The sequence below is a fragment of the Nocardia sp. NPDC050435 genome (assembly GCF_040655395.1).
Lineage (GTDB): Bacteria > Actinomycetota > Actinomycetes > Mycobacteriales > Mycobacteriaceae > Nocardia.
In genome coordinates this window covers 116,144-128,827 of the sequence record NZ_JBFAJW010000013.1, presented here as the reverse complement: position 1 = coordinate 128,827, position 12,684 = coordinate 116,144, and the positions used below count along the sequence as shown (strand labels likewise).

The following is a 12,684-nucleotide window of genomic DNA, read 5'->3' as shown; positions in this document are numbered from 1 at the left end:
TCTGAAAGATGCACTTCTGAGATATACGGGCGCCGGAAACCGGTTGTAGTGTCCCAGCATCGCAGCGCAGCGATTCTCGATCTCCAATTTCACCGGGCGGCGAAGTGAGCAGGACCACTGCCGAAAACCCTTGCCACGGTAAGCGAAAAGTGCGAATCCGCGATCCGTCCGGTGACTCCCCGAAAGCGTCTCTTTTGATAGGTGGTCGAAATGGCCGATCTGTTGATGAATGAGTTTCACGGCGATATCCGAACCTGGTCCGCGCCGCAGTGGAGCGCGCACGACCTGATCGCCGCGAAACGCGGGCGGACGGTGTCGGTGGTGCTACCGGCCCTGAACGAGGAAGCCACCGTGGGCGAGGTCGTCCGCGCGGTGCGCCGCCTGCCCGACGGGCTGGTCGACGAGCTGATCGTGATGGACTCCGGCTCCACCGACGCCACCATGCGCGTCGCCGCCGCGGCCGGCGCGACGGTGGTCAGCCGGGAATCGGTGCTGCCCGAGCATCCACCGGTCCCCGGCAAGGGCGAGGTGCTCTGGCGCTCGCTGGCGGTGGCCTCGGGCGATCTGGTGATGTTCATGGACTCCGATCTGATCGATCCGGATCCGCAATTCGTGCCCAAATTGCTCGGGCCGCTGTTGCTCGATCAATCGCTGGTATTCAGCAAGGCCTATTACCGGCGCCCGCTGCTGGTCGGGGACACCGTCGACGAATCCGGCGGCGGGCGGGTCACCGAACTCGTGGCGCGTCCTTTGCTGGCGGCGCTGCGGCCTGGATTGCGGCACGTGGTGCAACCCCTCGGCGGTGAATACGCCGCCACCCGTGCCGCGCTCGAAAGGCTTTCCTTCGCACCGCATTACGGCGTCGAAATCGGCCTGTTGATCGATGTGTACGACACCTACGGCGCGGGCGCCATCGGACAGGTGGATCTCGGTGTGCGCAAACACCGCAACCGGCCACTGCACGAATTGGGCGTGATGAGCCGCCAGATCATGGCGACCGCGCTGGAACGCTGCGGGCTGCCCGATTCGGGGGCGGGCATCGTCCAATTTCCCCTCGGCGCCGACGGTTTCGCGCCACGCGAGGCCGGCCTGCACACCCAGCATCGGCCGCCGATGCGTTCCCTGCTACCCCTCGCGTCCTGAACGACATCACGACAAGGAAGGAGGACCACCCCATGATGCAGAGCGGGCTCATCGACGACTGGCGGCCCCGAGGCGGCCGATTGACGATCATCCGACCCACCGAATCCGCCCGCGCGGCCGCGTTCCGCGCCGGCGCCGACGCCACGCCGCCCTCGTTCCAGCAGGACGCCTACCTGGACATGGCGCGCAAGGCCAAGCTGACGGGCCGTCGATTCGATCGGCTGATCCTGTGCGCGTTCACCCTCGACGGCACCCCCGACATCGCGGCGCTGGTCCGGGCCGTGACCACGGTGGTGCGCCGGCACGACGCCTTCCACAGCTGGTTCGAGATCGACGGGGCCGCGCGGCCGCAGCGGCGGGTGCTGGACCCGGCGGACATCGAGCTGACCGCCGATTCCTGGGGCGAGATCGACGGCCTGCTGATCAGCCGGATCGTGCAGCGGGTCACCCCCGGCCCGGCCAGCTGGGACTGCTTCAGCTTCGGCGTCATCGATCACGGCGGGTCGTTCACCGTGGTGGTGGCCTGCGATCACCTCAATACCGACGCGGTGTCGGGCTGCATCATCAGCGCCGAGGTCGTCCAGCACTACTTCGACCCCACCGCGGCGACGCGGCTGGCGGAGACGCCGGTGGGCAGCTATCGGGAGTACTGCGCCCGCGAACGCGCGCAGGCCGCCCAGCTCGAGGCGCGCTCGCCGCAGATCACCCAGTGGGCCGACCGCATCCTGGCCAACGGCGGCAAGCTGCCCAGTTTCCCGCTGCCGCTTCAGGAATCGGCGGGTCAGGTGACTACGGCGGCCTCGGATCGGCGGGTGCTGCTGGCGGGCCCGCTCGCCGCGGCGTTCGAGGACGAATGCGCCCGGGCCGGAGTGCGGCTGGTGGCAGGCGTTTTCGCCGCCGCGGCCTACGCCGACTACCGATTGTCCGGTCGCACCAGGTATTTCAACCTGTCGCCGAAGAGCACCCGGGTCGGCCCGGCCGAGCAGCGCACGGTGGGGTGGTACGCCAGCCTCATCCCGGTGGCGTTCGAGTTCGACCCCGCCGAGGGCTTCGCCGTGACCGCCCAGCGGGCCGAAGCCGCGTTCGCCGCCGGGAAAGAGCTGTCGAACGTCTCGCTGCACCGGGTGGTGGAACTGCTCGAGGCCCGGGAGGGGTTCCATGTCCGGCGCGGCTGGGTCGCGCCCATGCTCTCGTTCCTGGACATGCGGAAACTGCCCGGCGCGGAACTGTTCTCGGCGCTCGACTTCTCCTTCTTCGGCAGTCGCGGCACCTCCGAGGAGGTGTACACCTGGGTGCAGCGCACCGACGACATGATCTGGGCCGCCTCGCTCTTCCCGGACACCACACCTGCCGGGGCCGCGATGGCGCGCTACAGCGACGCGCTGACCAGCGTCATGGAAGAGGTGGCGCACGCCGCTACGGGCGCGCTCACCCGGGATGTGGCCTGAGTTGACCGCCCTCGACGTGCGCCTCGAAACCCCGCGTCCCACCCGGAATGTCACCGTGTGGGCCGGGGTGGCGGCGGTCTTCGTCGCCGTCTTCATGCAGATGGTCGATGCGACGATCGTCACGGTCGCGATCCCGGACATCGTCCGGGATCTGGGCGCGAGTTCGGCCGAGTCGTCGCTGATGCTCACCGGGTACACCGTCGCGCTCGCGTGCGCCCTGCTGCCGAGCGCCCGGCTCGGAATGCGCTGGGGGCGTGGCGGTTTCTTCACCGTCGCGCTGGCCGTGTTCGTCGGGGCGTCGGTGCTGTGCGGGCTGGCGCCGACACCGGTGGCGCTGATCGCCGCGCGGGTGCTGCAGGGGGCCGCGGCCGGGGCGGTCTCGGCGCAGCCGATCGCGATCATCAGCGCGCGCTTCACCGACCCCCGCCGGCGCGACCTCGCCTTCGCGCTGTACGGCGCGACGGCGGGGACCGCGGCGATGCTGGGCCCGCTGATCGGTGGCGTGCTGCTGGGCGCGAATCCCCTGGAGCTGTCCTGGCGTTCGATCTTCCTGGTGAACCTGATACCGGGCGCGGTGGCGCTGGCACTGGCCGTGCGGCACCTGCGCGGCTCGGTGCGCCGCGAGCGGTGCGCGCTGGACGGGACGGGCGCGGTGCTGGCCACGGCCGGGCTGTTCCTGCTCATCTACGGGCTCTCGATCGGCCGGGAGCACCGCTGGGCGGCGCCGATTCCGGCGATGCTCGCGGGCGCGTTGCTGATCCTGGTGGTCTTCGCCCTGCACGAGCGCCGGCTGGCCGCGCGGGGCGGCATGCCGCTGCTCGATCCCGGATTGTTCGCCGCACCACGGTTTCTCGGCTGGATCCTGGCCTGCCTGGTGGTGTATGGGGTGTTCGGCGCGTACCTGTTCACCATGTCGGTGTCGCTGCAGTTCGGGCTGGGCTACAGCGCCCTGCGGACGGGTCTGGCGACGCTGCCGTTCTCGGCGGGCGCGGTGCTCGGCGCGCTGGCCGCGCCGCGCCTGGCCGAGCGATTCGGCAATCGGCTCGTCGGACTCGGCTGCGCGCTGTTCGCGGTGCTGCTGCTCGGCTGGCTGGGCGCGCTACAGCCGGCGCCGGCCGCGCTGTCCTGGCCGGTGCTCTGGGTTCCGCTGATCCTGGGCGGCGTCGGGGTGGGCGCGGCGGCGGCGCGATTGCAGATCGCGGTCGTCGACGCGGTTCCGCCGCGCGCCATCGACTCGGCCTCGGGCTTGGTGCCGACCGCGCAGCAGGTCGGGAACTCGCTGGGCGTGGCGCTGATCGGCATCCTGTTCTTCCATGCCGTCGCGGTCGCCGCCCCGGCGGCCGTGGACCGCGAGCACGCGCGGGTGCGGCAGGAGGTCGCGGCGGTGACGCCCTTCGCGCCGAAGATCGCCGACGAATTCGGCCGGTGCGCGACCCTGCAACTGCAATCACCGACGCCGGAGCGCACACCCGCGGGGTGCGACCGTTCGGCGCATCCCGGGGCCAACGGTCTGGCTCAGCAGGTGACCCCGGTCGTGGAATCGGCGGCGCGCGGTCTCGCGGGTACGGTCTTCGTCTCCGCCTTCCGGGTGACGGTGGCGGTGCTGTTCCTGCTCGTCGCTTCGACCAGCGTGGCGCTTCTGGTCCGGCGGCGCGGCCGCTGAAGACAGCGAAAAGGGCGAGTGCTCCGGGGAGCGCTCGCCCTTTTCAGGTCTCGGTACGCCTCAGCGCGTGACCTTGCCGGCCTTCAGGCAGGAGGTGCACACGTTCATGCGGCGGGTGTTGCCCGGGGCAACCTGGGCGCGCACGGTCTGGATGTTCGGGTTCCAGCGACGGTTGGTACGCCGGTGCGAGTGCGAGACCGACTTCCCGAAGCCGGGGCCCTTGGCGCAGACGTCGCAGACGGCAGCCATAGTCGCGAACTCCTTCATGTCTAGTGGGGGACCGCTGCGAGCACCGCAGCATGTCCGGAAACAATGTCGTTATGCCTTGTCGGCTGACGCCGACCAGCGCGAACCGGCCAGGGCCGCGCGAGGCAACCCTGCAAGGGTAGCTGGCACGGCCCGGATCCACCAAACCGATGGTCCGGGGAGGTGGGCCGAAACGGCCGATATGCGGCCTCCATCGTAACCGGCGCCGATTCCCGTCCCGCCGGCCCCCTCGCCCGGTCTACGGCCCGCGCTGTCGGACACGCCCGCTAACCTGGCGGGGAGCATGCGGCAGCAGGGGAAAGTGAGGTGACGGTGCGCGGAGCGCGGGATGTGATCGATGGCGCAGTTCTGCTGCGCTGGGCCCGTACCTGCGTCGAGGACCTGGCGTCCCGGCGCCCCGAGATCAACGCCCTCAATGTCTTCCCCATCGCCGACGCCGACACCGGCACCAACCTCCTCGCCACCATGCGCGCCGCGCTGGATGCCGCGGAAGCCGTGGCCGGTGCGCTTCCCGCGCCGGGAGCCGGAGTGGGGCACGACGCGGCCACGCGAACCAGTCCGTCCGTCGGAGGAGCATCGGTCAGCGGCAGCTCACCCACCGACGCGGAGGGTCGAGAGCACACCACCGGCGCGGGGCCTAGCGCGGGCGCGGTCGCCGCGGCGCTGGCCCGGGGCGCGACGGCGGGGGCGCGCGGGAACTCGGGCATCATCCTCACGCAGGTCCTGCGGGGCATCGCCGAGGCAGTGCGAGAAGGCCCGCTCACCGCCGACACGCTGCGCTTGGCGCTGCGCCGGGGAGCGTTGCTCGTGCGCGGCTCGCTGAGCGTGCCGGTCGAAGGCACCATGCTCACCGTGCTGGACTGCGCGGCCCAGTGCGCGGCCGAATGCCCGGAGAACAGCCTCGCCGAGGTGGCGATCGCCGCGGCGGACGGTGCGGCCAAAGCCTTGGCGGACACCACCGCCCAGCTCGGCGTGCTGCGCGAAGCGGGCGTGGTCGACGCGGGCGCGCGCGGCCTGCTGGTGCTCTTGGATGCCCTGGTCGGCCTGGCCACGGGCGAAGCGCCCGCCCGGCCCGCGTACCCGCCCGCCGACCAGCGCACTCCGCCGGTCGACACCGAACCTCGACCGCACGCCGTCGAGGCGCGCGGCGATTCGGATGCGCAGGGCGTGGTCGTAGTCGTCCCGGACGACCCGCATTTCGAGGTCATGTACCTGCTCACCGGCACCGATGAGGAGCGCGTCGCCCAGCTCCGGGTCCGGCTGTCCGAGCTCGGCGATTCCGTCGTCGTGGTGGGTGACGGCGCGGGCACCTGGTCCGCGCACGTGCACTGCGTCGACGCGGGCGCCGCCGTGGAGGCGGGTCTGGCCACGGGCGCGCTGAGTTCGATTCGCATCGAGAGTTTCGCCGTCACCGCGCACGGCCCGGATTGCCGGGCCGAGGCGACGGCGGGCCCGGTCGATCGCGGAATCCTCGCGGTGGCCTTCGGGCCGGGCGCGGCGGCGCTGTTCCAGGCGGCCGGCGCGGTCGTCCTGGACGAGGGCCCGGTGACGGCCCGGTCCCTGCTGGCCGCGATCCGGCGGATGCCGCACCGCGAGGTCATGGTGCTGCCCAACGGCGCCCTGCCCGCGCACGAACTCGTCGCGGTCGGCGTCGCCGCGCGCGACGCGCACCGCGACGTGCTGCTGCTGCCCAGCGGATCGATGGTGCAGGGCCTGGCGGCCGCCGCCGTGCACGACCGCGGCCGGATCGCCGTCGACGACGCCTTCGCCATGTCCGAGGCCGCCGCCGCGACCCGCTGGGGCTCGCTGCGCGCCGCGCGCGAGCGCGCCCTCACCATGGTCGGCACCTGCGCCGCGGGTGACGGCCTGGGTCTGGTCGGCCACGATGTCGTGGTGATCGATCACGATGTGCGCGCGGCCGGGCGCACCCTGCTGGACCGGATGCTCGGTCTCGGCGGGGAATTGGTCACGCTGCTGATGGGCGCGGACGCCCCGGAGGATCTGGCCGAGGAGCTGGCCGCGCACATCGGCCGCGGTTTCCCGGGTGTCGAGGTGACGGTGTATCCCGGTGGGCAGCACGATGATCTGGTGCAGATCGGTGTGGAATGAAAGGGACGGGATTGCGGCATGGCGACACTTGCTGACCGGCTGGACCACGTCCTCGGCGTGAAGGCGGCCGAGAAGCTGGGCGAATCCTTCGACATGACCACGGTCGAGGATCTGCTGCGCCACTATCCGCTGCGCTATGCCACCCAGGGCCAGCCGCTGACCGAGACCGAGCCGGAGGACGGCGCGCACATCACCGTGGTGGGGCGCATCGCCAAGACCGAGCTGAAGCCGATGCGCAACCGGCGCGGCTCGCTGCTGAAGGTGCAGCTCGACACCGGCGCGGGCAAACCGGTCGAGGTCACCTTCTTCAACGGCGACAAGGTGAAATACGTTGTCAAGGAAGGTCTCCGGGCGATGATGTCGGGCACCGTCAGCTACTGGCGGCCCGGCAGCTGGAACCTCAGCCACCCCGGCTACCTGATCTTGCCCGAGACCGAGGACGAGACGGTCACCGGCTTCACCAGGGTGCGCGGCGGCGGCGCGTTGCGCGGGCTGGCCGAGAGCGCGAAAGGCGCCGAGGGCGTGGATGTCTCGTTCATGGAGCGCGAATTCATCCCGGTCTATCCGGCGACGGCGAAGGTGCAGAGCTGGGATCTGCTGGCCTGTGTGCGCCAGGTGCTCGAGCAGCTCGATCCGATCGATGATCCACTGCCGGAGGGAATTCGGCACGAGCGGTCGCTGCTGGCGGTCTCGGACGCGCTGCGGCTGGTGCACCTGCCGGACCGGCAGACCGACATCGATCAGGCCAAGGAACGCCTGCGCTTCGACGAGGCGCTGGCCTTGCAGCTGGTGCTGGCCGAGCGCCGGCACGAGATGTCGGGCCGGACCGCCCGGCCGTGCCCGCCGCGCACCGACGGCATCGCGGCGGCGTTCGAGAAGAAGCTGCCGTTCGAGCTGACCTCCGGTCAGCAGCAGGTGATCTCGGAGATCTCCGACGATCTGTCCCGGACCCGCCCGATGCATCGCCTACTGCAGGGCGAGGTGGGTTCCGGTAAGACCATCGTCGCCTTGCACGCCATGCTGCAGGTGGTCGACGCGGGGCAGCAGTGCGCGCTGCTCGCGCCGACGGAAGTACTCGCCGCCCAGCACTATCGCTCGCTGCGCGCCATGCTCGGCGAGCTCGGCACGGCCGGTGAGCTGGGCGCGGCCGACCAGTCGACGAAGGTGGTCCTGGTGACCGGCTCGATGTCGGCGTCGGCGAAGAAGGCGGCGCTGCTGGACGCGGTGACCGGCGAGGCGGGCATCGTGATCGGTACGCACGCCCTGATCCAGGACGCCGTGGAGTTCTTCGATCTGGGCATGGTGATCGTCGACGAGCAGCACCGGTTCGGTGTCGAACAGCGAGACGCGTTGCGCGCCAAGGCCAAGCCGGGCGTCAGCCCGCATCTGCTGGTGATGACCGCGACCCCGATCCCGCGCACCATCGCCATGACCACGCTGGGCGATCTGGAAACCTCCACCCTCACCGAGCTGCCCCGCGGCCGCTCCCCGATCACCTCGAAAGTCGTTCCGCGCAAACAGCATCCGAACTGGGTGGACCGCGCCTGGGAACGCATTCTGGAGGAGGTCGAAGCCGGGCGCCAAGCGTATGTGGTGTGCTCCCGGATCGGCGACGACGAGGAGCCGGGTTCCGGCAAAGGCAAGGGCAAGAAGAAGGCCGAGGAGAAAGAGGCCCCCAAGACGGCGGCCGCCCTCGACGTCTTCGACGTGCTGCGCACCGGTGCGCTGGCGAACGTCCGCGTGGGTCTCCTGCACGGCCGCCTGCCGTCCGACGAAAAAGACCAGGTGATGCGCGATTTCAACGCCGGCGACATCGATGTGCTGGTGTGCACCACCGTGGTCGAGGTCGGCGTGGACGTGCCGAACGCCACGGTGATGGTGATCGTCGACGCCGATCGCTTCGGCGTCAGCCAGCTGCATCAGCTGCGCGGCCGGATCGGCCGCGGCAAGCACGCGGGCCTGTGCCTGCTGATCACCGACGCGGCCCCGGGCGGCTCGGCGATGGTGCGCCTGCAGGCGGTCGCGGGCACCACCGACGGTTTCGAACTGTCCGTGCTGGACCTGCGTCAGCGCCGCGAGGGCGACGTGCTCGGCGCGGCCCAGTCCGGCACCGCTCGCTCGCTGCGCCTGCTCTCGCTGCTCGACGACCTCGAGGTCATCACCGCCGCCCAGGATCTCGCGCGCGAACTGGTCGAAGCCGATCCGGGCCTGCGCAACCATCCGGGCCTGGCCGGGATGATGCACGCCGCGGTCGACGCCGAACGCCTGGAGTACCTGGCCAAGTCGTGAGGGCTCAGCGGACCGCGCGCGGATAGGGCAGGTCGGTGCTGGTGTGCTCGGCGACCGAGAGCGGCGCGCCGATCTGCGGGAACGCGCGCTGCGGGCAGGCCGGGCGCTCGCACACCTTGCAGCCCGACCCGATCGGGACCGCGGCGGCCGGTTCGTCCAGTTGCAGGCCGGTGGAATACACCAGCCGGTCCGCGTATTCGATGTCGCAGCCCAGCCCGATCGCGAAATTCTTTGTCGCCGCGCCGAATCCGTGCGGCGTGGTGGCGGTGGTGCGGGCGACCCAGAGGTAGCGGCGGCCGTCCGGCATGGCCGCGACCTGGGTGAGTACGCGCCCGGGGTGCGCGAAGGCCTCGTGCACCACCCACAGCGGGCAGCTGCCGCCGACGCGGGAGAAGTGGAAAGCGGTGGCGGACTGGCGTTTGGAGATGTTGCCCGCCCGGTCCGTGCGGACCAGGAAGAACGGCACGCCGCGCTGGCCTTGGCGTTGCAGGGTGCTCAGCCGGTGGCAGATGGTCTCGAAGCCGACTTCGAAGCGCAGGCTGAGCAGATCGATGTCGTAGCGCAGTTCCTCGGCCGATCTCAGGAAGCGCCCGTAGGGCAGCACCACCGCGCCCGCGAAGTAGTTGGCCAGCCCGATGCGGGCCAGCGTCCGGGATTCGCCGGACAGCGACGGTGTTTCGTCCAGGACGGCGTCCAGATCGTCGCCGTAGAGCAGGAATCCGAGGGTGGTGGCGATCTGGAAGGCGCGCTGACCGGGGCGCAGGCGGCGGGCGAGTGTCAGGGTGCGGCTGTCGGGATCGTAGTGCCGTTTCGGGATGCCGGGGTCGGCGCCGTCGCCGCGCACCAGCACGGTGACGCCCGCGCGTTCGTCGGCGATGCGCGCCAGTTGCCGGTCCAGCGAGCCGATGGCGAGCCCGGATTCCTCGAACAGGTGCTCGGCGGCCAGGTCCAGGTGCGGGATGTGATTGTGGTGGTCGTAGAAGAAGTCCCGGACGTCCTCGTAGGGCATCGGCACGCCGGGCGCGCCCGTCGGCGCCGAGACCCGCGAGGACAGCAGGTCGAGCTGATCGGTCGCGGCGCGCAGCCGCCGGTGCATCGCGACCAGGATGCGGGCGACTTCGGGCTGCCGGGTGGCCAGCTCCTCGACTTCGGTGAGCGGCGCGCTGTCGCCGCCGGCCGCGTCGACCAGGACCTCGTGTAGATCGGAGACCAGGCGCGCGTCGGAGTCGGCGGCGAAGAACTGGACATCGAGGTCGAAGGTCGAGTTCAGTTTCAGCAGCACGGGAATGGTGAGTGGACGTTGATCGCGCTCCAGCTGGTTGAGGTAGCTGGGCGAGAGATCCAGCGACTTGGCCAGGGCCGCCTGCGTCATTCGCCGTTCCTCGCGCAATCGCCGCAATCGGGCACCCGCGTACATCTTGCGCACGAAACGCCATGGTAGTCCGATGGCTTCGCAAACATTGCAGAATGGGCCGTTCTCCTGCGCGAAAATCTGCCTGTGCGAGGTGATTTGCCGATTCTACTCGTGCGTAGCGTGCGAAGGGCAGCGTGCGACGCGACCGGAGAAAATCGCGGACGGAGGAAAACTACTATCCTACGCGCACAGACTGCGGCGGAACAGATTCCGCGTTCCGGAACATCCGGCAACCACGATTGCCGAGGTTGCTGCGGGCGCGCCCGGCTACTCCATGAATCCGCCGAGGACCAAGGCTTGCGCGGCGATGACGTCGGTGCCGTTGAAGGTCACCGAGGGGGGACCGTGCAGGCGATAGCCCTCGTCGAGCAGATCGCTGACACGTTTGCAGAAGGCGGCATCGTCGACGCCGGTGATCAGCCGGTAGCGCAGCGGTTGGTCGGCGGGCATGCGATCAGCCTAGAGCGCGGCCGGCGGCGGGCGCGTTCGTGGCCGCGCTGCTCGGCGTGCCGGATCTCGGCGATCCGGCACTCGACCAAGCAATTGTTTGGTTGAATGCGGTATCCGCACCGAGGAAAGCGAGCCCGCCCATGTCCAGCCCCGAGGAACTCGTCCGCGCCATGTGCCAGGCGTGGTCCGATCCGGATCCGGCCGAGATCGCGAAGTGCTTCGCCGAAGACGCCGTTTACCACAACATTCCGATGGAACCGATCGTCGGCCGCACCGCGATCGCCGAGTTCATCGCCGGTTTTCTCGCGGTGTTCACCGCCATTGATTTCGAGATCCATCATCAGGTCGCCAACGGCGCCGTCGTCATGAACGAGCGCACCGACACCCTGCGCGGCAAGGACGGCCGCGACACGCCGCTGCCGGTGGTGGGCGTCTTCGAGGTGCACGACGGCCTGATCACGGCTTGGCGCGACTACTTCGACATGGCCGCCATCAACCGCGCTTTCGGACTCTGAGTCCGCGGATATAGCGGAACCGTATCGCCGGTGCGTGCGTCGAAGGATGGCAAAGGGGACGACCGGTTCCCGGTGATCGAGGAGCGTGGCACATGACTTGCTGCCCGGGGAATCCGGAATCGTGGCGGCGGGGGCTCGGGGCGCGCGGGCGCACGCGGCCCGTGCTGCGGGCCGTCGCGGTGTGTGACAGCTATGCCTCGCGCCGCGGGTGGCGGCCGCGGCCCAAGCCGGACTCGGAGTGAACCGCTTCCGGAAGTAGATGCGCGAGCAGGAGTTTGATCAGCAGCACCGGCGCGAACCAGGCAACGACCAGCGGCACCGTGAGCAGACCGGTGGTGATCGCGATCCCGAAGACGGTGCAGGCGAACGCGATCGGGCGCCGCAGGGGCGGGGGAGTGGCGGTCACCGCGCACGCGCCGAGCAGGGCGACGGTGTAGACGACGGTCGCGGCGAGCCAGGTGAAGCCGGGCAGGACCAGCGCCAGGAGGAACGGCTGCACGTGGATGGCGACGAAGCCCAGGTGGTGCCGGTGCGTGCGGCCGGGCCGGTGATACCAGAGCTTGGCGGAGCCGGTCGCGTTGACGACCGCGCCGCCGAACAGATCGAAGGCGACCAGCGCGAGCACGGCCACGCGCCACGGCTCCAGGCCGGCGCGCAGCCCGAGCGCGCAGACCAGCGCGGCCCCGGCGAACGCCGCGCCGAAGCCGGCGCGCACCTCGCCCCGGGTCGCGTTCGGGGCGATCAGCCGATCGGTGAGCGTCATCGCCGGATCCCCTCGACGCAGATCTCGAGGACCGGCCCGGTCAGCTCCCGCAACGACAGCGCGGGATCGACCAGCGCCTGCACCAGGCAGCCTTCGATGACACCGACCAGCACCGGCGCGTGGCTCGCGCCGATACCCGCGCGCAGTTCGCCCGCGGCGGCGGCCTCGGTCAGCAGCTCCGCGATGACGGCCCGGTGGTCGCGGTACATCGCGGCCAGGTCGAGCGGGGGATTCGAGGCCCACACGTCCAGCAGCACCCGCGCGTGATCGGGATGTGCGGCCAGTAGCTCCAGGGTCGCGCGGATCAGCCGGCGCAGGCGGTCCAGCGGGCCGCCCGGGCCGAGATCCGCGAGGGTCAGCGCGGATTTCGCGGCGTAGCTCTCGAAGACGCCGGTGAGCAAGGCGTCCCGGCTCGCGAAGTACAGATACACGCTGCCCTTGGCGATTCCGGCTTCGGCCGCCACGTCCTCGATGCGGGAGGCGGCGAAACCCTTGCGGGCGAACACTTTCGCCGCGGCGTTCAGGATTTCCTCCTGGCGTGCGGCTTTGTCCACGATCTTCGGCATGGCTTCGATTATGAATGACCGGTCAGTCATAAACAAGCCCGCATCGCGCACCACGAG

Annotated in this window: 11 protein-coding genes; 6 read left to right on the top strand and 5 right to left on the bottom strand. The window is 70.3% G+C overall.

All coding sequences use genetic code 11. The features are described from left to right. Nucleotides 1-210: 210 nt before the first annotated feature. From AB0I43_RS33835 to AB0I43_RS33825, 3 genes are read left to right on the top strand one after another with little or no spacing between them, the layout of a single operon-like run. On the top strand, nt 211-1,143 hold the full coding sequence (locus tag AB0I43_RS33835) for a glucosyl-3-phosphoglycerate synthase (protein WP_356980064.1): 933 nt from the start codon (nt 211-213) through the stop codon (nt 1,141-1,143). 32 nt (nt 1,144-1,175) lie between these two features. Continuing rightward, nucleotides 1,176-2,591 (top strand): condensation domain-containing protein, encoded by a 1,416-nt coding sequence (locus AB0I43_RS33830; RefSeq protein ID WP_356980065.1) that lies wholly within the window; start codon nt 1,176-1,178, stop codon nt 2,589-2,591. A gap of 1 nt (nt 2,592) precedes the next feature. Next, a complete protein-coding gene (locus AB0I43_RS33825) occupies nt 2,593-4,254 on the top strand; it encodes an MFS transporter (RefSeq protein ID WP_356980067.1) in 1,662 nt (553 codons plus the stop codon). Between the two features lie 60 nt (nt 4,255-4,314). Here AB0I43_RS33825 and rpmB read toward each other — a convergent pair whose 3' ends face one another. After that, the gene (gene rpmB, locus AB0I43_RS33820; RefSeq protein WP_209889521.1) at nt 4,315-4,503 is read right to left on the bottom strand and encodes a 50S ribosomal protein L28; all 189 of its coding nucleotides are present in this window, start codon (nt 4,501-4,503) and stop codon (nt 4,315-4,317) included. A 324-nt stretch (nt 4,504-4,827) separates the two neighbouring features. Here rpmB and AB0I43_RS33815 point away from each other — a divergent pair, with 324 nt between their 5' ends. Together AB0I43_RS33815 and recG are read left to right on the top strand one after the other, a co-directional pair. Then, entirely contained in the window at nt 4,828-6,630 is a 1,803-nt protein-coding gene (locus AB0I43_RS33815) for a DAK2 domain-containing protein (RefSeq protein WP_356980069.1), read from the top strand. A gap of 18 nt (nt 6,631-6,648) precedes the next feature. Then, a complete protein-coding gene (gene recG / locus AB0I43_RS33810) occupies nt 6,649-8,919 on the top strand; it encodes an ATP-dependent DNA helicase RecG (protein ID WP_356980071.1) in 2,271 nt (756 codons plus the stop codon). A 4-nt stretch (nt 8,920-8,923) separates the two neighbouring features. Here recG and AB0I43_RS33805 read toward each other — a convergent pair whose 3' ends face one another. Further along, nucleotides 8,924-10,345, bottom strand: a complete 1,422-nt coding sequence (locus AB0I43_RS33805; protein ID WP_356980073.1) for a short-chain fatty acyl-CoA regulator family protein — start codon at nt 10,343-10,345, stop codon at nt 8,924-8,926. A 255-nt stretch (nt 10,346-10,600) separates the two neighbouring features. Then, the gene (locus AB0I43_RS33800; RefSeq protein WP_356980074.1) at nt 10,601-10,783 is read right to left on the bottom strand and encodes a DUF1737 domain-containing protein; all 183 of its coding nucleotides are present in this window, start codon (nt 10,781-10,783) and stop codon (nt 10,601-10,603) included. 140 nt (nt 10,784-10,923) lie between these two features. On the opposite strand from AB0I43_RS33800, the gene AB0I43_RS33795 reads away from it, so the two are divergent. Continuing rightward, nucleotides 10,924-11,298, top strand: a complete 375-nt coding sequence (locus tag AB0I43_RS33795; protein WP_356980076.1) for an SgcJ/EcaC family oxidoreductase — start codon at nt 10,924-10,926, stop codon at nt 11,296-11,298. 190 nt (nt 11,299-11,488) lie between these two features. Here AB0I43_RS33795 and AB0I43_RS33790 read toward each other — a convergent pair whose 3' ends face one another. Continuing rightward, complete coding sequence (locus AB0I43_RS33790; RefSeq protein ID WP_356980078.1) at nt 11,489-12,061, bottom strand: hypothetical protein; 573 nt, start codon at nt 12,059-12,061, stop codon at nt 11,489-11,491. Continuing rightward, nucleotides 12,058-12,627 (bottom strand): TetR/AcrR family transcriptional regulator, encoded by a 570-nt coding sequence (locus AB0I43_RS33785; RefSeq protein WP_356980080.1) that lies wholly within the window; start codon nt 12,625-12,627, stop codon nt 12,058-12,060. Before AB0I43_RS33785 ends, AB0I43_RS33790 begins: the two co-directional genes overlap by 4 nt. Nucleotides 12,628-12,684 lie beyond the last annotated feature (57 nt).

Excerpts from the sequence above, each read along its gene's own strand:
- AB0I43_RS33785 (WP_356980080.1), bottom strand. The coding sequence starts at position 12,627 with ATGCCGAAGATCGTGGACAAAGCCGCACGCCAGGAGGAAATCCTGAAC.
- AB0I43_RS33795 (WP_356980076.1), top strand. The coding sequence starts at position 10,924 with ATGTCCAGCCCCGAGGAACTCGTCCGCGCCATGTGCCAGGCGTGGTCC.
- AB0I43_RS33790 (WP_356980078.1), bottom strand. The coding sequence starts at position 12,061 with ATGACGCTCACCGATCGGCTGATCGCCCCGAACGCGACCCGGGGCGAG.
- recG (WP_356980071.1), top strand. The coding sequence starts at position 6,649 with ATGGCGACACTTGCTGACCGGCTGGACCACGTCCTCGGCGTGAAGGCG.
- AB0I43_RS33830 (WP_356980065.1), top strand. The coding sequence starts at position 1,176 with ATGATGCAGAGCGGGCTCATCGACGACTGGCGGCCCCGAGGCGGCCGA.
- AB0I43_RS33800 (WP_356980074.1), bottom strand. The coding sequence starts at position 10,783 with ATGCCCGCCGACCAACCGCTGCGCTACCGGCTGATCACCGGCGTCGAC.
- AB0I43_RS33835 (WP_356980064.1), top strand. The coding sequence starts at position 211 with ATGGCCGATCTGTTGATGAATGAGTTTCACGGCGATATCCGAACCTGG.
- rpmB (WP_209889521.1), bottom strand. The coding sequence starts at position 4,503 with ATGGCTGCCGTCTGCGACGTCTGCGCCAAGGGCCCCGGCTTCGGGAAG.